The sequence below is a fragment of the Xylophilus sp. GW821-FHT01B05 genome (assembly GCA_038961845.1).
In the GTDB taxonomy this organism is placed as follows: domain Bacteria; phylum Pseudomonadota; class Gammaproteobacteria; order Burkholderiales; family Burkholderiaceae_C; genus Xylophilus.
In genome coordinates, this window is sequence record CP152408.1 from 2375185 (window position 1) to 2390206 (window position 15022).

At 59.6% G+C, this 15022-nt stretch carries 18 protein-coding genes; 10 read left to right on the forward strand and 8 right to left on the reverse strand.

What is annotated here, in order from left to right; genetic code table 11:
* Positions 1–4 precede the first annotated feature (4 nt).
* Both AAFF27_11075 and AAFF27_11080 read right to left on the reverse strand, forming a co-directional pair.
* Complete coding sequence (locus AAFF27_11075) at positions 5–382, reverse strand: hypothetical protein (protein ID XAH25697.1); 378 nt, start codon at positions 380–382, stop codon at positions 5–7.
* A gap of 154 nt (positions 383–536) precedes the next feature.
* Positions 537–1235 (reverse strand): Bax inhibitor-1/YccA family protein, encoded by a 699-nt coding sequence (locus AAFF27_11080; GenBank protein XAH25698.1) that lies wholly within the window; start codon positions 1233–1235, stop codon positions 537–539.
* Between the two features lie 217 nt (positions 1236–1452).
* Here AAFF27_11080 and AAFF27_11085 point away from each other — a divergent pair, with 217 nt between their 5' ends.
* A complete protein-coding gene (locus tag AAFF27_11085) occupies positions 1453–1860 on the forward strand; it encodes a heme-binding protein (protein XAH25699.1) in 408 nt (135 codons plus the stop codon).
* Positions 1861–2027: 167 nt separating this feature from the next.
* Here the strand turns inward: AAFF27_11085 and AAFF27_11090 are convergent, their stop codons facing one another.
* The 6 genes from AAFF27_11090 to AAFF27_11115 all read right to left on the reverse strand — a co-directional run bounded on the left by AAFF27_11090 (position 2028) and on the right by AAFF27_11115 (position 5117).
* A complete protein-coding gene (locus AAFF27_11090) occupies positions 2028–2180 on the reverse strand; it encodes a hemin uptake protein HemP (GenBank protein ID XAH26208.1) in 153 nt (50 codons plus the stop codon).
* A 188-nt stretch (positions 2181–2368) separates the two neighbouring features.
* On the reverse strand, positions 2369–2779 hold the full coding sequence (locus AAFF27_11095) for a biopolymer transporter ExbD (protein XAH25700.1): 411 nt from the start codon (positions 2777–2779) through the stop codon (positions 2369–2371).
* A 1-nt stretch (position 2780) separates the two neighbouring features.
* Positions 2781–3497 carry a MotA/TolQ/ExbB proton channel family protein gene (locus AAFF27_11100; protein XAH25701.1) on the reverse strand — a complete coding sequence of 239 codons (717 nt, stop codon included), beginning with the start codon at positions 3495–3497 and terminating at the stop codon, positions 2781–2783.
* Positions 3498–3513: 16 nt separating this feature from the next.
* Positions 3514–4218: an energy transducer TonB gene (locus AAFF27_11105; GenBank protein ID XAH26209.1), complete on the reverse strand. Its 705-nt coding sequence runs from the start codon at positions 4216–4218 to the stop codon at positions 3514–3516.
* An 83-nt stretch (positions 4219–4301) separates the two neighbouring features.
* Complete coding sequence (locus AAFF27_11110; protein ID XAH25702.1) at positions 4302–4574, reverse strand: (2Fe-2S)-binding protein; 273 nt, start codon at positions 4572–4574, stop codon at positions 4302–4304.
* Between the two features lie 216 nt (positions 4575–4790).
* Positions 4791–5117 (reverse strand): SWIB/MDM2 domain-containing protein, encoded by a 327-nt coding sequence (locus AAFF27_11115; GenBank protein ID XAH26210.1) that lies wholly within the window; start codon positions 5115–5117, stop codon positions 4791–4793.
* Between the two features lie 488 nt (positions 5118–5605).
* Here AAFF27_11115 and aceA point away from each other — a divergent pair, with 488 nt between their 5' ends.
* The 9 genes from aceA (at position 5606) to AAFF27_11160 (ending at position 15002) form a co-directional block, all read left to right on the forward strand.
* Complete coding sequence (gene aceA / locus AAFF27_11120; protein ID XAH25703.1) at positions 5606–6925, forward strand: isocitrate lyase; 1320 nt, start codon at positions 5606–5608, stop codon at positions 6923–6925.
* A 239-nt stretch (positions 6926–7164) separates the two neighbouring features.
* Positions 7165–9072 carry a threonine--tRNA ligase gene (gene thrS / locus AAFF27_11125; protein ID XAH25704.1) on the forward strand — a complete coding sequence of 636 codons (1908 nt, stop codon included), beginning with the start codon at positions 7165–7167 and terminating at the stop codon, positions 9070–9072.
* Between the two features lie 85 nt (positions 9073–9157).
* Positions 9158–9745, forward strand: coding sequence for a translation initiation factor IF-3 (gene infC / locus AAFF27_11130; protein XAH26211.1), 588 nt, complete (start codon positions 9158–9160; stop codon positions 9743–9745).
* 154 nt (positions 9746–9899) lie between these two features.
* Positions 9900–10103 carry a 50S ribosomal protein L35 gene (rpmI, locus tag AAFF27_11135; GenBank protein XAH25705.1) on the forward strand — a complete coding sequence of 68 codons (204 nt, stop codon included), beginning with the start codon at positions 9900–9902 and terminating at the stop codon, positions 10101–10103.
* Between the two features lie 24 nt (positions 10104–10127).
* Positions 10128–10487: a 50S ribosomal protein L20 gene (gene rplT, locus AAFF27_11140; GenBank protein ID XAH25706.1), complete on the forward strand. Its 360-nt coding sequence runs from the start codon at positions 10128–10130 to the stop codon at positions 10485–10487.
* 105 nt (positions 10488–10592) lie between these two features.
* Positions 10593–11645 (forward strand): phenylalanine--tRNA ligase subunit alpha, encoded by a 1053-nt coding sequence (gene pheS, locus AAFF27_11145; GenBank protein XAH25707.1) that lies wholly within the window; start codon positions 10593–10595, stop codon positions 11643–11645.
* A gap of 37 nt (positions 11646–11682) precedes the next feature.
* Positions 11683–14121, forward strand: coding sequence for a phenylalanine--tRNA ligase subunit beta (gene pheT, locus AAFF27_11150; protein ID XAH25708.1), 2439 nt, complete (start codon positions 11683–11685; stop codon positions 14119–14121).
* Between the two features lie 13 nt (positions 14122–14134).
* Positions 14135–14458 carry an integration host factor subunit alpha gene (locus tag AAFF27_11155; protein XAH25709.1) on the forward strand — a complete coding sequence of 108 codons (324 nt, stop codon included), beginning with the start codon at positions 14135–14137 and terminating at the stop codon, positions 14456–14458.
* An 88-nt stretch (positions 14459–14546) separates the two neighbouring features.
* On the forward strand, positions 14547–15002 hold the full coding sequence (locus tag AAFF27_11160; protein XAH25710.1) for a MerR family transcriptional regulator: 456 nt from the start codon (positions 14547–14549) through the stop codon (positions 15000–15002).
* Positions 15003–15022: the final 20 nt, after the last annotated feature.

Here is a 15022-nt window from a genome sequence, read left to right on the forward strand (position 1 = left end):
CATGTCACAGGGCGGCGGCGCGCCCAGCCTGGCGCGGGCGCGGCGGGGTGGACAGCAGCTTCTCCGTCGTCTTGTCGATGCCGGCTTCAGGGTCGGCCTCCGCGCTGGCCGTCGTCGGGCCAATAACCGAGGCCTGGCCGGCAATCTTGTTGTCGCGCATGTACTGGTCCATGTCCTTCCAGCCCGCGAACACTGCAGCCTTGGTGGCCTTGGGGTTCAGGTTGTAGCAGTCCTCTATGCCGCGCAAGGCATAGCGGCAGGCGCCGCCTATGGCCCGGGCATCGGCCTCGCGTTGGGCAATGCGGGGGTCGGGCCCCAGGCCGGGGACATCGCAGCCCGCCAGCAAGGCGAGAAGGGCAAGGCACAGCAGTCGGATCGGCATGGGCTGGGGCAAACGGCTTTGTCGGGAATGGACTCTTCCAGATTATCGGCAGCAGGCTTGCCAACTGGAGGCCTGCGGAGCCCCCCGACCCAAAGAAAAAGGCCCCGCAGGGCCTTGGTCATCAGGCTGCCGCAGCAGCCCGTGGATGTGGGCGTCAGTCGCGCTCGCCGCCAAAGATGCCGAGCAGGGCAAGCAGGCTCTGGAACACATTGAACAGATCGAGGTAGAGCGACAGCGTGGCGCTGATGTAGTTGGTCTCGCCGCCGTCGAGGATCTGCTTCAGGTCGTACAGCATGTAGGCACTGAAGATGCCAATCGCCGCCACCGACATGGCCAGCATGCCGGCCGAAGAGCCCACGAAAAGATTGATCACCGATCCCGCCAGCAGCACCAGCACGCCGACGAACAGCCACTTGCCCATACCAGAGAGATCACGCTTGATCACGCTAGCCAGGCTGGCCATCACGAAGAACACGCCGGCCGTGCCGCCAAACGCGGTCATGATCAACTCCGACCCGTTCTTGAAGCCCAGCACCATCGCGATCAGGCGCGACAGCATCAGGCCCATGAAGAAGGTGAAGGCCAGCAGCACGGGAACGCCGGCGGCGGAATTCTTGGTCTTCTGGATCGCGAACATGAAGCCGAAGGCCCCCACCAGGAAGACGATCATGCCCATGCCACCGCGCAGTGACTGGGTAATGCCGGTCTGCACGCCGATCCAGGCGCCCAGCACCGTAGGCAGCAGGCTCAATGCCAGCAACCAGTAGGTATTGCGCATGACCCGCTGGCGCTGTTCTTGCGAGACGTCGTAGCCGTAGCCTGTACGGCCGATGGTTTGCAATTGGTCGTTCATGTCTACTCCTTGAACATCTGCGGATGCGCAGACAACCACCTGCGGCAGTGCTTGCAGGCTTTGCCATTCTAGGCGGAGGCCGCCGCGCGCCTGTGCCGAAAGACCTTCCGGCTTTCTTCCTACTTTTTGTAAGGATACCTTTGCGGAATTGTCAGGCCCGCGCGGCAGATTGCGCGGTTATGCTGGCACGCTTTTTTCCTTCCAGAGGGCTATTTCCATGAAGACCAAATCCACACTCGAACTCGCCGACATCAAGAAGATCGCCGCAGCAGCAGAGGCTGAGGCGCTGCGCAACAAGTGGGCGGTGAGCATTGCCATCGTCGACGACGGTGGGCACCTGCTGTGGCTGCAGCGGCTCGACGGCGCGGCCCCCATCTCTGCCCATATCGCTCCGGCCAAGGCGCATACGGCGGCAGTCGGCCGGCGCGAAAGCAAGAGCTATGAGGACATGGTCAACGGCGGTCGGGTGTCCTTCCTGTCGGCGCCTGACCTCAAGGGCTTGCTGGAAGGCGGCGTGCCCATCTTGAAAGATGGCGAGTGCATTGGTGCCATCGGCGTCAGCGGCGTGAAGTCCAGTGAGGATGTGCAGATCGGCAAGGCAGGCATTGCCGCCCTGGGCCTGTAAGCGTTTCGCCGCGAGATGGATGCGGCGAGCATGAAAAAGCCGACCTGTTGGTCGGCTTTTTTGCGATGGTGGCGGGAAAAAATGCGTGGCTGGACGGCGAACCGTTGGCTAGCAAAAACGACCCTTGGAGACTTGTGAAAGTCTTTTGAGTCGCCCCACGATGAAACTTATTTGGTCAGGATCAGCTTGCCCAGCCGTGTGGCTTGCAGGCGGTAGATGGAGCCGTTGTGGCTGATCTCTACCGCCTTGCGGCCGCGTAGCAGCGCTGCACTTTCCACGGCCGCCTGCTCGACGGAAGAGTTCAGGCTGGTCCGAGACATCTCGGCATAGACCTGTTGCGTGGACATCAGAGCGGCCTGAGAGGAGGTACTTGCGTGCATGGAGGAGTTCCTTTGCGAATTCGCGATTGGTTAATGATAACCATTCTCAAAAATGCGTCAAGCAAGGAATTCAGGTATTTCTGTATCTTCGCGCTACCGGCCGCGCTGCGGCGTGCCGGCGCGCACCGTCACTTCTTCGGTTCGGTGATGAAGCCGATCTTCTTCACGCCAGCCTGTTGCGCCGCAGACATGGCCTGGGCAACACGTTCGTAGCGCACGTCCTTGTCGCCGCGGATATGCAGTTCGGGCTGCGGCGTCTTGTGGCCTTCGGCTTCCAGCCGCGGCGCGAGGTCCGCATCATCGATGCGACTGTCGTTCCAGAAGTAGCTGCCGTCGGCCGCTACGCTCAGGCGTATCGTCTCGGGCTTGACGTCCTCGGGCTGGCTCGAGGCGCGTGGGAGGTCGATCTGGACGGCATCCTTCATCACCGGGACGGTGATGATGAAGATGATGAGCAGCACCAGCATGACGTCCACGAGGGGCGTCATGTTGATCTCGTTCATCACCTCGTCAGAGTCGTCCTGCGTTCCGAAGGCCATCTCAGGCCCCCTTCTTGAGCGGCAGCACTGTCGCCGAGCCGCTCATGTTGACGCGGGCGCCGGTCACGAAGTAAGCGTGCAGGTCATGGGCGAAGCTGTTGAGCTTGCTCAGCACTGACTTGTTGCCGCGGACCAGGGTGTTGTAGCCCAGCACAGCGGGGATGGCAACGGCCAAGCCCAGTGCCGTCATGATCAGCGCCTCGCCGATCGGGCCCGCCACCTTGTCGATGCTGGCCTGGCCAGAGGTGCCGATGCTCATCAGTGCATGGTAGATGCCCCACACCGTGCCGAAGAGTCCAATGAATGGTGCAGTGGAGCCGACCGACGCAAGAATGGCCAGCCCGGATTGCAGCCGTGCGGTCACTTCGTCGATGCCGTTGCGCAGCGTGCGCGTGACCCAGTCGCTCACGTCCAGGCTGTCGTGCAGGTGTGCCTTGGTGTTGCGGTGGTGGGCCGTGGCCTCGCGGCCTTCCACTGCCAGTTGCCGGAACGGGTTGGCCGCATCGGCGCCCAGTTTGGTCAGGCCGGCGGCGAAGTCCTCGCTATGCCAGAAGTCTTCGGCATTGCGGGCAAATTTCTTGTAGCGCACGACATCCAGTGCCTTTATCAGTATGACCACCCAGGATGCGAGCGACATGCCCAGCAGCAGCACTGCGACTGCCTTGATGACAAAGTCGCCCTGAGTCCAGACGTTGGCAAGGCCGAATTGCGAATCCATAAATACTCCAGAGAAATTATTCGAGAACGAAGTTGATCGGAACCTTGAACCACATGGCTTCTGCCACGCCGTTGCGCTTGCCAGGCGTAAAGCGCCACTTCAAGACCGTGTCATAGGCTTGCTTGTCCAGCCGCTCGTAACCGCTGGACTTGGAAATTTCCGCGCGTTCGGGCTGGCCCTGCGCATTGATCAAAACGCGGATCTCCACCTTCCCCTGCTCTCCCAGCCGCTTGCTGATGGGCGGATAGGCAGGCTTTGGGTTTTGCAGATAGTCGGCGTCGCTCGACGGCAGGACGATCTGGGGCGGCGCCGGAGGCGCTGGCGGAGCAGGGGGAGGTGAGGGTGGTGTGGCTGGAGCCTCGATCGGTGGTGCTGGCGGCTGTGGCGTGGTCACACCAGCCGGGGCATTGGGCGACGGGGTTGGATCGGCAATAGCAACCGGGCGCGGCGCGGGCGGCGGTGGCGGGGCCTTCTTGATCGGCGGAGCGGGAGTCGGCGGTGGCTTCGGCGTTGGTGGCGGCGGCGCAGGCGGAATCTGAGGCTCTGGCGGGGTGATGATCTCGCTGATGATCTCAGCGGGAACTATCACTTCAATGGCGCGCTGCACCAAGCCCGACTGGATGGCCCAGAGCACAGCCACGTGAAAGAGAACGACGCCGCCAACGATGGCGGCATTCCTGCTGATACGTGGTGCAGGAACGTAGCGTTGTGAAACTGTCATGTCGGCGGCGCGATCCGCAGAAACGGTCACGCGCAGGGAGTTTTATTTACGGAATATCCACCACGCCGAGCCTGCCACCAGGATCAGGCTACCGCCGAGGACCGAGAGCAGTTCCATGCCTGACTGTCCGTGATGGCGGGCGAGAGCTGGATGACATGAGGCCCCAGATCGCGTTGCAATGCAGCGACCGGATGCGAGGCACTGCACTGCGCGACGACATCGCGTGCGCAGTTTTCGCATTGGCCGCACTGCGTGGCTACGCCCAATTCGAACTGGATGTCGTCAAAGCTCAGCCCCGCTCGCACGTGGCGGGCAATTTCGCGGTCTGAAACCCGATGGCATACGCAGACAATCATGGCAAGGCAAATGGCGGGCAGGTGGATGGGTGCGCCAAGTATAAATGCGAATTCGTCGCATTAATAGAGGGCGGGGCGATAGCCTGCTGCGCGCAAGGATTTTGTGATGCCAGACGGTTGCCATGGCAATGCATTTGGGGCGGAGTCCATGGCCGCTTTCTTCGGCTACAAGCAAAAGGCCGGCAAGAGCCGGCCTTTTGCTTGTAGCGCTGCGGATCAGCTTACATGCTTCCCAATGAGCGCAGCCAGCTCGAACATCGAGACCTGGTCCTTGCCGAAGATCAGCTTGAGCTTGGCATCGGCATTGATGTTGCGCTTGTTAGCCTTGTCTTGCAGGTCATGCTTCTTGATGTAGATCCAGAGCTTGCTGACGATTTCGGTGCGCGGCAGTGGAGCCGTGCCGACCACGGCAGCCAGCGCAGGGCTGGGCGTCAGGGCCTTCATGAATGCGGCGTTGGGCGTGCGCTTCGCAGCGGGCGCCTTCTTTGCCGGTGTCACCTTCTCGGCCGGAGCCTTCGCAGGTGCTTTCTTTGCAGTTGCCATGATCTTTTCCTTATCTGGAAGTTGGTTTTGTCCTATGGCCAGCAAGAAAGCGGCCTCTCCGCTGGCTGTGCGCATGCTACTGGAGAAAAAACGGGTTTCCAAGCGAAAACGCACTTTTTCACCCTTGGGTAGAGGGTGGGGCTTTCTTGTGGCTTTGTGTTTGCGCGAGACGTACCTGTGTCCTGGTTCGGCGGTCACGGGGCAGGTTGTTGCTGGCCCCGATGCCCCGTAATTTCATGGCGCTCACTTCGTTTCTGCATCGTGAAATTTTGAAATGTTGCGGCGCACTAAATTTTCTTGATATGAGAAATTCAATTTCTTATTGAGAAATTGAATTTATAGATCATTGATTTTATTGAGGAAAATAATAAATCTTGTATAAGACATAAGACAATTTTTTGTCTTTTATAAGACTTAAAGTTGTCTCCAGGGAATCGGCTGCAGGTCCTGCATCCAATCCGTCGTTTCATCAACCCTGGAGTGTCAACATGCCGCAAGCCATCACTGAACAACTGAGCCGTGAACAGCAAATCTCTGCGCTCGAAAAGGAATGGGGCAGCGATCCTCGCTGGAAAGGGATCAAGCGAGGCTACAGCGCTGCCGATGTTGTCCGCCTGCGTGGCTCGTTTCCCATTGAGCACACCCTGGCCCGTCGTGGCGCTGAGAAATTGTGGGATCTCGTGCATAGCGAGCCCTACGTCAATTGCCTGGGGGCGCTCACGGGGGGGCAGGCTATGCAGCAGGTCAAGGCGGGCATCAAAGCGATCTATCTGTCCGGCTGGCAAGTGGCCGCAGATAACAACAGCTATGCGTCAATGTATCCGGACCAGTCGCTGTACCCGGTGGATTCCGTTCCGGTGGTTGTTGAACGCATCAACAACACTTTTCGCCGTGCCGACGAAATCCAGTGGTCCAAAGGGGTCAATCCTGGTGACAAGGGGCATGTGGACTACTTCGCCCCCATCGTGGCTGATGCCGAGGCGGGCTTTGGCGGTGTGCTCAATGCGTTCGAGCTGATGAAGGCCATGATTCGCGCGGGTGCTGGCGGGGTGCACTTCGAGGACCAACTGGCGTCCGTCAAGAAGTGCGGCCATATGGGGGGGAAGGTGCTGGTGCCGACGCAGGATGCTGTGCAAAAGCTGGTGGCCGCGCGCATGGCGGCAGACGTGTGTGGTACGCCAACGCTCGTGATTGCCCGTACCGACGCAGAGGCGGCCGACCTGATCACCAGTGATCATGACGAGAACGATAAGCCCTTCCTGACCGGTGAGCGCACTGCAGAGGGCTTCTATAAGACACGCAAGGGCATTGACCAGGCTATTTCGCGCGCTATTGCCTATGCCCACTATGCCGATCTGGTGTGGTGCGAAACGGGCACGCCTGATCTGGCCTTTGCCAAGAAGTTTGCCGATGCCGTGCACAAGGTACACCCGGGCAAGCTGCTGGCTTACAACTGCTCGCCGTCCTTCAATTGGAGAAAGAACCTGGACGACGCGACCATCGCCAAGTTTCAGCGGGAACTGGGCGCAATGGGCTACAAGTACCAGTTCATCACCCTGGCGGGCATCCATTCGATGTGGTTCAACATGTTCGATCTGGCGCAGGACTATGTGCAGCGTGGTATGTCCGCATATGTCGAAAAGGTGCAGGAGCCCGAGTTCGCGGCGCGCGACCGCGGCTACACCTTCGTCTCGCACCAGCAAGAGGTCGGAACCGGATACTTTGACGAGGTGACCACTGCGATCCAGGGCGGCAAGTCGAGCGTCACCGCGTTGACTGGTTCTACCGAGGAAGAGCAGTTCCACTGACCCGCTCCTTCCCTGGGGCCTTGTGCCCGGCCTGCGTGCCGGGCATTTTCATGCCCGGGTGCTAAACTCTTGCGCACATTTCATCAGCAAGAGCGAGAAAGGCAATTTGGTTATGACACCGCGAACTATGACGGAGACCCGTACCGGCCGCTAGCGGCTGAGAGTTCGCGCCTGCACGTTTGCTGCAACCTCAAAAGCGCGGGCCTTCCGCGCTTTTTTGTTTTTCTCTTGCATTCACCATGATTCAGATCACGCTTCCTGACAACTCGCAACGCCAGTTTCCCGGCCCGGTATCCGTAGCCGATGTGGCCCTCTCGATCGGTCCTGGCTTGGCCAAGATGACAGTGGCCGGCAAGGTGGATGGCGTCCTCGTAGATGCCAGCGACCTGATCGACCACGATGCAAAGCTGCAGATCATCACGCCTCGGGATCAGGAAGGCGTTGAGATCATCCGCCACTCGACGGCCCACTTGGTTGGCCATGCGGTCAAGCAGCTCTATCCGACGGCGAAGATGGTGATCGGCCCGGTGATCGAGGAGGGCTTCTACTACGACATTTCATACGAGCGCCCGTTCACGCCAGAAGACATCGCGGCCATCGAGCAGCGTATGAAGGAACTGATCGCCCAGGACTATGACGTCGTCAAGAAGATGACGCCTCGCGCCGAGGTGATCGAGGTGTTCCGGTCGCGTGGCGAAGACTACAAGCTGCGCTTGGTCGAGGACATGCCCGACGAGCAGGCAATGGGCCTGTACTACCACCAGGAATACGTCGACATGTGCCGTGGCCCGCACGTGCCCAATACGCGTTTTTTGAAAGTCTTCAAGCTCACCCGTGTGTCGGGGGCTTACTGGCGCGGTGATGCCAAGAACGAGCAGTTGCAGCGTATCTATGGCACAGCCTGGGCCGACAAGAAGGACCTTGAGGCCTACGTCAAGCGCATCGAGGAGGCGGAAAAGCGCGACCACCGGCGTTTGGGGCGCGAACTCGATCTGTTCCATATCGATGAGCATTCGCCTGGCACGGTGTTCTGGCATCCCAAAGGCTGGACCATCTGGCAAGAGGTGGAGCAGTACATGCGTCGTGTCTATCGGGACAACGGCTATCAAGAGGTCAAAGGCCCGCAGATTCTGGACAAGGGCTTGTGGGAGAAAACTGGTCACTGGGACAAGTATCGCGAGAACATGTTCACGACCGAGAGCGAGAAGCGCGACTACGCACTCAAGCCCATGAATTGTCCTGGCCACATCCTGATCTTCAATCAAGGTGTGAAAAGCTACCGTGATCTGCCGCTGCGCTACGGTGAATTCGGGCAGTGCCATCGAAACGAACCCACCGGCGGCTTGCACGGCATCATGCGCGTGCGAGCCTTTACGCAGGACGACGGTCACATCTTTTGCACCGAAGACCAGATCCAGCAGGAGTGTGCTGACTTCACAGCATTGCTACAGCGTGTCTACAAGGACTTCGGGTTCACCGACATCATCTACAAGGTGGCGACTCGTCCGGAGAAGCGGATCGGCTCGGAGGAGAGCTGGGACAAGGCCGAGCAGGCGTTGATAGACAGTCTGCGCGCGTCCGGTTGCGATTTCCAGATCGCGCCCGGCGATGGGGCCTTCTATGGCCCCAAGCTTGAGTACACCTTGCGCGACGCTATCGGGCGTCAGTGGCAATGCGGCACCATCCAGGTTGATCCATCCATGCCCGAGCGTTTGGGGGCGGAGTATGTTGGCGAAGATGGTGCCCGTCATCGTCCGATCATGCTGCATCGCGCCATCGTTGGCAGCCTGGAGCGCTTCATCGGCATGCTTGTTGAGCACCACGCTGGCGCTATGCCGACCTGGCTTGCCCCGGTGCAGATTGCGGTGCTCAACATCACCGACGCGCAAGCGGACTACTGTCGCGAAATTGCCAAATCTCTGCTAAATCAAGGGTTTAGGGTGGAGCTGGATCTGCGCAACGAAAAGATAACGTATAAAATACGCGAGCATTCGTTGCAAAAGCTCCCTTACATCTTGGTCGTTGGCGACAAGGAAAAGGCAGCTGGAGCCGTAGCGGTGCGCGCCCGGGGCAACAAAGACCTCGGTGTGATGTCACTCGAGGCGTTCAAGCGCCATCTCGAAAGTGACATCGCTCTCAAAAACTGATAGCCCTCGAGAGAGTTGTTTTTGTGCGCCCGCCGTACGGTCGTTGCTACAATTTTTGTAGTGTTTCTTGAAAAGGATTTGAGCCATCGCTACTGAATTTCGTGACCGCCGTCACCGCGAAGAGCGCAAGCACCGTTTGAATCGCGAAATCATGGCCCCGGAAGTGCGTCTTTCCGGTCCTGAGAACGAGCCCCTGGGGATTGTGAGCTTGGCTGATGCCTTGCGCATGGCCGGGGAGTTGGACGTCGATTTGGTCGAGATCGCTGCTACGGCGAATCCGCCGGTGTGTCGCCTCATGGACTACGGCAAGTTCAAGTACCAGGAACAAAAGAAGGCGGCGGAAGCGAAAGCCAAGCAGACGGTCATCGAGATCAAAGAGATCAAGTTCCGTCCGGGCACTGATGATGGTGACTACAACATCAAGATGCGCAATATCCGTCGCTTTCTGGCTGAAGGCGACAAATGCAAGATCACTTTGCGCTTCCGGGGGCGGGAAATCACGCACCAGGAAATCGGCATGGCCTTGCTGCAGCGCATTCGCGAAGAGTTGACTGACTCTATTGTCGTGGAGCAATTCCCCAAACTTGAGGGCCGGCAGATGATCATGATGATCGCGCCGAACCGCAAGAAGGTGGTGGCCAAGCCCGCTACAGAAGCGGCATCGGCCGAGTAAGAGGATTGGCCTCGCGTGCGAGCGTGAGGCTTTGGGGAGGGCAACCATCCCCAACCAGGACGGCGGGGAACCGCTGTCCGAAAAGTGGCTCGGGGCCAACAAGTCCGCGAAGGTTTCGCGGCGCCTCACGAGCACAAGTAAAAGGAGCATTTACATGCCCAAAATGAAGACCAAGAGCAGCGCGAAGAAACGCTTCCGCGTTCGTCCCGGTGGCACCGTCAAGCGCGGTCAAGCCTTCAAGCGTCACATCTTGACCAAGAAGACCACCAAGAACAAGCGCCACCTGCGCGGTTCGGTATCCGTTCACGAAACCAACATGGTTTCGATGGCCGCGATGCTGCCCGGCATGGGCATTTAATTCAGACGAACAAGGAGTACTCACATGCCTCGCGTCAAACGTGGTGTAACGGCTCGCGCCCGCCACAAAAAGGTTCTGGCCCTTGCCAAGGGCTTCCGCGGCCGCCGCGGCAACGTCTTCCGCATTGCCAAGCAAGCGGTGATGAAGGCTGGGCAATATGCCTACCGTGATCGCCGCACCAAGAAGCGCGTCTTCCGTCAGCTGTGGATCGCCCGTATTAACGCGGCGGCCCGTGAACTGGGCTTGACCTACAGCCAGTTCGCCAACGGCCTGAAGAAGGCATCCATCGAGATCGACCGCAAGATGCTGGCTGATCTCGCTGTGCATGACAAAGCTGCCTTTGGCAGCATCGTGGAACAAGTCAAGGCCAAGCTGGCAGCTTGATGTTCGACGGCAGTCTGCGGCGAATTTCGCCGTAGGCTGTGCACCAGAAACAAGGGCTAGGGCTTGCAACAAGCACTAGCCCTTTTTCATTTCACGAGAGATTCTATGAACGAGTTGGAAGCCCTGGTTCGCACTGCAGAAATGAGCTTTGCGGACGCCGCGACCCCTGCCGATCTGGAGAACGCCAAGGCGCAGTTTCTGGGAAAAGCGGGTCGAATCACTGAGTTGATGAAGGGCATGGCTGCGCTCCCGGTTGAGGAGAAGAAGGTTCGCGGCGCGGTCATCAATGCGGCAAAGCAGTCTATTGAGGCTGCGCTCAACGCCCGCCGTCAGGCGCTGGCTGACGCCGAGCTGGATCGGCAGCTCAAAGCTGAGTCACTGGACGTGAGCCTGCCCGGGCGTCGTCAAGGCGAGGGCGGTTTGCACCCGGTTTCTCTTACGCTGGAGCGCATCGAGGGCATTTTCGGCTCCATGGGTTTTGCCGTCGCAGACGGCCCCGAAATTGAAACCGACTGGTTCAATTTCACGGCACTCAACACGCCCGAGGATCATCCGGCGCGTTCGATGCACGACACCTTCTACGTCGAAGGCGGTAGCGAGGCTGCGCCGCTGCTGCTGCGCACGCATACGAGTCCGATGCAGATTCGCCATGCGGTGCAGCATGTCAAGCGCCATCGGGCGTTGATCGATGCCGGTCAGGCCATGCCCGAGATTCGCGTCATTGCGCCTGGTCGAACCTACCGCGTGGACAGCGATGCCACTCATTCGCCGATGTTTCACCAGTGCGAAGGCCTTTGGGTTGGCGAGAACGTGAGTTTCAAGGACCTGAAGGTCGTTTTCACCGATTTTTGCCGCACCTTCTTCGAGTCGGACGATCTGGTGCTTCGCTTCCGTCCCAGCTTCTTCCCGTTCACTGAGCCTAGTGCCGAGGTCGACATCCAGTTCCAGAGCGGCCCCAATGCTGGCCGTTGGCTAGAGGTGGCTGGATCCGGTCAAGTGCACCCAAACGTGGTCCGCAATATGGGCTTGGATCCCGAGCGCTTCATCGGCTTTGCCTTTGGCATGGGACCTGACCGCCTCACCATGCTGCGCTACGGTGTCAACGACCTGCGTCTTTTCTTTGACGGCGACATTCGCTTTTTGCGCCAGTTCCAGTAGATCGACCGCATCAGAACAAAAAAGCGAGAACGAGAACATGCAATTTCCGGAATCCTGGCTGCGCGAATTTTGTAATCCGCCGCTAGATACGCAAGCGCTGGCCAACACGCTGACCATGGCGGGCCTCGAAGTGGAGGAGCTCCAGCCCGTGGCGCCCCCCTTCAACAAGATTGTGGTTGGAGAAATCCTCGAGGTCATCCAGCACCCCAACGCTGACCGCCTGCGCGTCTGTCAGGTGGGGGTGGGGCAACCCACGCCGCTGACCATCGTCTGCGGCGCGGCCAATGCACGCGCAGGTATCAAAGTGCCCTGCGCTCTGGTGGGCGCAGAGTTGCCCCCTGGCGACGATGGCAAGCCTTTTCTGATCAAGGTCGGCAAGCTGCGAGGCGTGGAGAGCTTCGGTATGTTGTGCTCAGCGAGCGAGCTGCAACTTAGCGATGCGAATGAGGGGCTGCTGGAACTGACCGCGGATGCGCCTGTGGGCGCAGACATTCGCCGTTGGCTGAATCTGGACGACACCCTTTTTACGCTCAAGCTCACGCCCAATCTGGCGCATTGCCTCAGTGTGTACGGTGTTGCGCGCGAGCTCGCTGCGTTGACTGGTACGCCATTAAAGGCTCCGCAGTTTCCGGCTGTAGCCGTGGCACATGATCAACAGGTGGCGGTTCGAGTGGATGCCCCCGATCTGTGCGGCCGTTTTTCGGGGCGCGTGGTGCGTGGAGTGAATCCCCGCGCGGCGACGCCAACGTGGATGGTGGAGCGGTTGGCGCGTTGTGGTCAGCGCAGTGTTTCGCCTCTGGTCGATATCTCCAACTATGTGATGTTCGAGTTGGGGCAGCCCTCGCACATTTTCGATCTCGACAAGCTGCATGGAGGTCTCACCGTACGCTGGGCTCGTTCCGGGGAACAATTGAAGCTGCTCAATGGCAGTACGGTTGCTTTGGATGAAAAAGTCGGGGTGATCACTGATGAGGCTCAGGTGGAATCTCTGGCCGGGATCATGGGCGGTGATGCCACGGCTGTATCAGATGAGACCACCAACATCTACATCGAAGCCGCGTTCTGGTACCCCCGGGCGGTGGCGGGGCGCTCGCGCCGCTTCAATTTCTCCACGGATGCCGGTCACCGTTTTGAGCGGGGTGTGGATCCGGGACGCACGGTCGAGTACATCGAACACATCACGGCACTTGTGCAGGCGATCTGCGGCGGTGAGGCAGGCCCGATCACTGATCAGCAGCCGAGCATGCCGGTTGCGCGACCGGTAACCCTGCGTGCCGCACGTGCCGCCAAGGTGATTGGCATGCCGCTGACCCAGCAACAATGCGCTGAGGCGCTGACCGCTCTGGGCTTGCCGGTGGCGGCGCAGGGTGACGGGACTTTGACGGTCACGCCGCCGTCCTGGCGTTTCGATATTGCCCTCGAAGAAGATCTGATCGAGGAAATTGCGCGGATGATCGGCTACGAGAATCTGCCCGTCACGCCACCGCTTGCACCGATCACTCCTCAGTTGCGGGCAGAGTCTCAACGCAATCCATTTGCGGTGCGGCGCGCGCTGGCCGCGCTCGGTTACCAGGAAACGATCAATTTCAGCTTTGTGGAAGAGCGGTGGGAGCGGGAGCTGGCAGGCAATGACCAGCCGATCCGACTGCTGAATCCCATTGCGAGTCAGATGAGCGTCATGCGCTCGTCTCTGCTGGGGTCCCTGCTGCAGGTGCTGAAGTTCAATTTGGACCGCAAGGCCTCGCGCGTACGCGTCTTCGAATGCGGCAGGGTGTTTTTGCGCAACCCTTCGGTTCCCGACAGCGACACCACCGTGCAGGGCTTCGATCAGCCCATGCGCGTGGCGGGCGCGGCCCAAGGGGCCGCTAATGTGCTGCAATGGGGGCGTCCAGAAGCGGCCGTAGATTTCTTCGATGTGAAGGGTGATGTCGAGGCGCTGCTGGCGCCGGCTGTGCCGGTATTCGAGCCCTGCGAGCACCCGGCGTTACACCCAGGTCGATGTGCTCGTGTGTTACTTGGTGGCAAGGCCATTGGGTTCGTCGGCGAACTGCATCCTCGCTGGCGGCAGGCCTACGGATTTTCGCAGGCTCCGGTACTGTTCGAATTGGAGTTGGCCGCCGTCTTGCAGCGCCGGATTCCGACACCGCAGCCGGTTGCCAAGCAGCAGGATGTCGAGCGAGACATTGCCGTGGTGGTGGCTGAGGCGGTGACGCATGCGCAGGTGCAAGCAGCAGTGCGGTTCGCGGCGCAAGGGGACGTGTTGCGCGACGTCACGCTTTTTGACATCTACCGACCCAAGGTGGGAAAGACGGAGTCCGTCGCTGTTGGCGCGCCGGCTGAGGGCGAGAAGAGTCTGGCATTGAGGCTGGTCCTCAATGGCGGTGAGGTGGTGTTGGATGAGGCGCGCATTGATGCAGCCGTTCAAGCCGTATTGACTGCACTGTCTACCGAGGTCGGTGCGCGGCTGCGTGCCTGAGGAGAAGCGACGCATGGACGATGACAAGATGCTATCTGTCGAGAGCCTGGAAATGCCGGCCTTGACCAAGGCGCAATTGGCCGAACTCCTGTTTGATCAGATCGGACTGAACAAGCGTGAGTCCAAGGACATGATCGATGCATTCTTCGATCTTGTTTCGGCCCAGTTGGTCGAGGGCGAGGATGTGAAGCTCTCGGGCTTTGGCAACTTCCAGATCCGGACCAAGGCCCCGCGTCCTGGGCGTAATCCTCGGACAGGGGAGTCGATTCCCATCCAGGCACGTCGTGTGGTCACCTTCCATGCGAGCCATAAGCTCAAGGAGCGAATCCAGGGCTGAATACCAGCCCGTACTGGGTACGTCTTGTTCTTCCTGCTGGCGACGAGTTGGAGTACCCTTTACGGATTGCCCGCCTCGTTGTTAACCCATGGCCAAGACGCTCCCTTCCATTCCTGCAAAGCGCTACTTCACGATTGGCGAGGTCGGTGACCTGTGCGAGGTGAAGCCGCATGTACTGCGGTACTGGGAGCAGGAGTTTGCGCAGTTGCGTCCCATGAAGCGACGTGGCAATCGACGTTACTACCAGCACCACGAAGTGCTCATGATTCGTCGCATACGGGACTTGTTGTATGACGAGGGCTTCACGATCAGCGGGGCTCGTAGCAAGCTACAAGAGTGGATGCAGGCTGAGCGTGGCGGTACGCGGACGGCGACGCTGGTGCCGCCTGGTGTTGAAGATGAGTTCGCCTCCTGGACCGTGCCGGAGCTGGATTTGCAAGGTTTGAAGGCCTCGCACTTTGTTCAAGAGTCGGGATTGCATGACCTTCCGGCCCTGCGCAAGGAATTGTTCGAAATTCGAGAGTTGCTGGCCGTCTCTGATTGATTCCGCCTTATAATATGAGG

Excerpts from the sequence above, each read along its gene's own strand:
- AAFF27_11075 (XAH25697.1), bottom strand. The coding sequence starts at position 382 with ATGCCGATCCGACTGCTGTGCCTTGCCCTTCTCGCCTTGCTGGCGGGC.
- AAFF27_11080 (XAH25698.1), bottom strand. The coding sequence starts at position 1,235 with ATGAACGACCAATTGCAAACCATCGGCCGTACAGGCTACGGCTACGAC.
- AAFF27_11085 (XAH25699.1), top strand. The coding sequence starts at position 1,453 with ATGAAGACCAAATCCACACTCGAACTCGCCGACATCAAGAAGATCGCC.
- AAFF27_11090 (XAH26208.1), bottom strand. The coding sequence starts at position 2,180 with ATGTCTCGGACCAGCCTGAACTCTTCCGTCGAGCAGGCGGCCGTGGAA.
- AAFF27_11095 (XAH25700.1), bottom strand. The coding sequence starts at position 2,779 with ATGGCCTTCGGAACGCAGGACGACTCTGACGAGGTGATGAACGAGATC.
- AAFF27_11100 (XAH25701.1), bottom strand. The coding sequence starts at position 3,497 with ATGGATTCGCAATTCGGCCTTGCCAACGTCTGGACTCAGGGCGACTTT.
- AAFF27_11105 (XAH26209.1), bottom strand. The coding sequence starts at position 4,218 with ATGACAGTTTCACAACGCTACGTTCCTGCACCACGTATCAGCAGGAAT.
- AAFF27_11110 (XAH25702.1), bottom strand. The coding sequence starts at position 4,574 with ATGATTGTCTGCGTATGCCATCGGGTTTCAGACCGCGAAATTGCCCGC.
- AAFF27_11115 (XAH26210.1), bottom strand. The coding sequence starts at position 5,117 with ATGGCAACTGCAAAGAAAGCACCTGCGAAGGCTCCGGCCGAGAAGGTG.
- aceA (XAH25703.1), top strand. The coding sequence starts at position 5,606 with ATGCCGCAAGCCATCACTGAACAACTGAGCCGTGAACAGCAAATCTCT.
- thrS (XAH25704.1), top strand. The coding sequence starts at position 7,165 with ATGATTCAGATCACGCTTCCTGACAACTCGCAACGCCAGTTTCCCGGC.
- rpmI (XAH25705.1), top strand. The coding sequence starts at position 9,900 with ATGCCCAAAATGAAGACCAAGAGCAGCGCGAAGAAACGCTTCCGCGTT.
- rplT (XAH25706.1), top strand. The coding sequence starts at position 10,128 with ATGCCTCGCGTCAAACGTGGTGTAACGGCTCGCGCCCGCCACAAAAAG.
- pheS (XAH25707.1), top strand. The coding sequence starts at position 10,593 with ATGAACGAGTTGGAAGCCCTGGTTCGCACTGCAGAAATGAGCTTTGCG.
- pheT (XAH25708.1), top strand. The coding sequence starts at position 11,683 with ATGCAATTTCCGGAATCCTGGCTGCGCGAATTTTGTAATCCGCCGCTA.
- AAFF27_11155 (XAH25709.1), top strand. The coding sequence starts at position 14,135 with ATGGACGATGACAAGATGCTATCTGTCGAGAGCCTGGAAATGCCGGCC.
- AAFF27_11160 (XAH25710.1), top strand. The coding sequence starts at position 14,547 with ATGGCCAAGACGCTCCCTTCCATTCCTGCAAAGCGCTACTTCACGATT.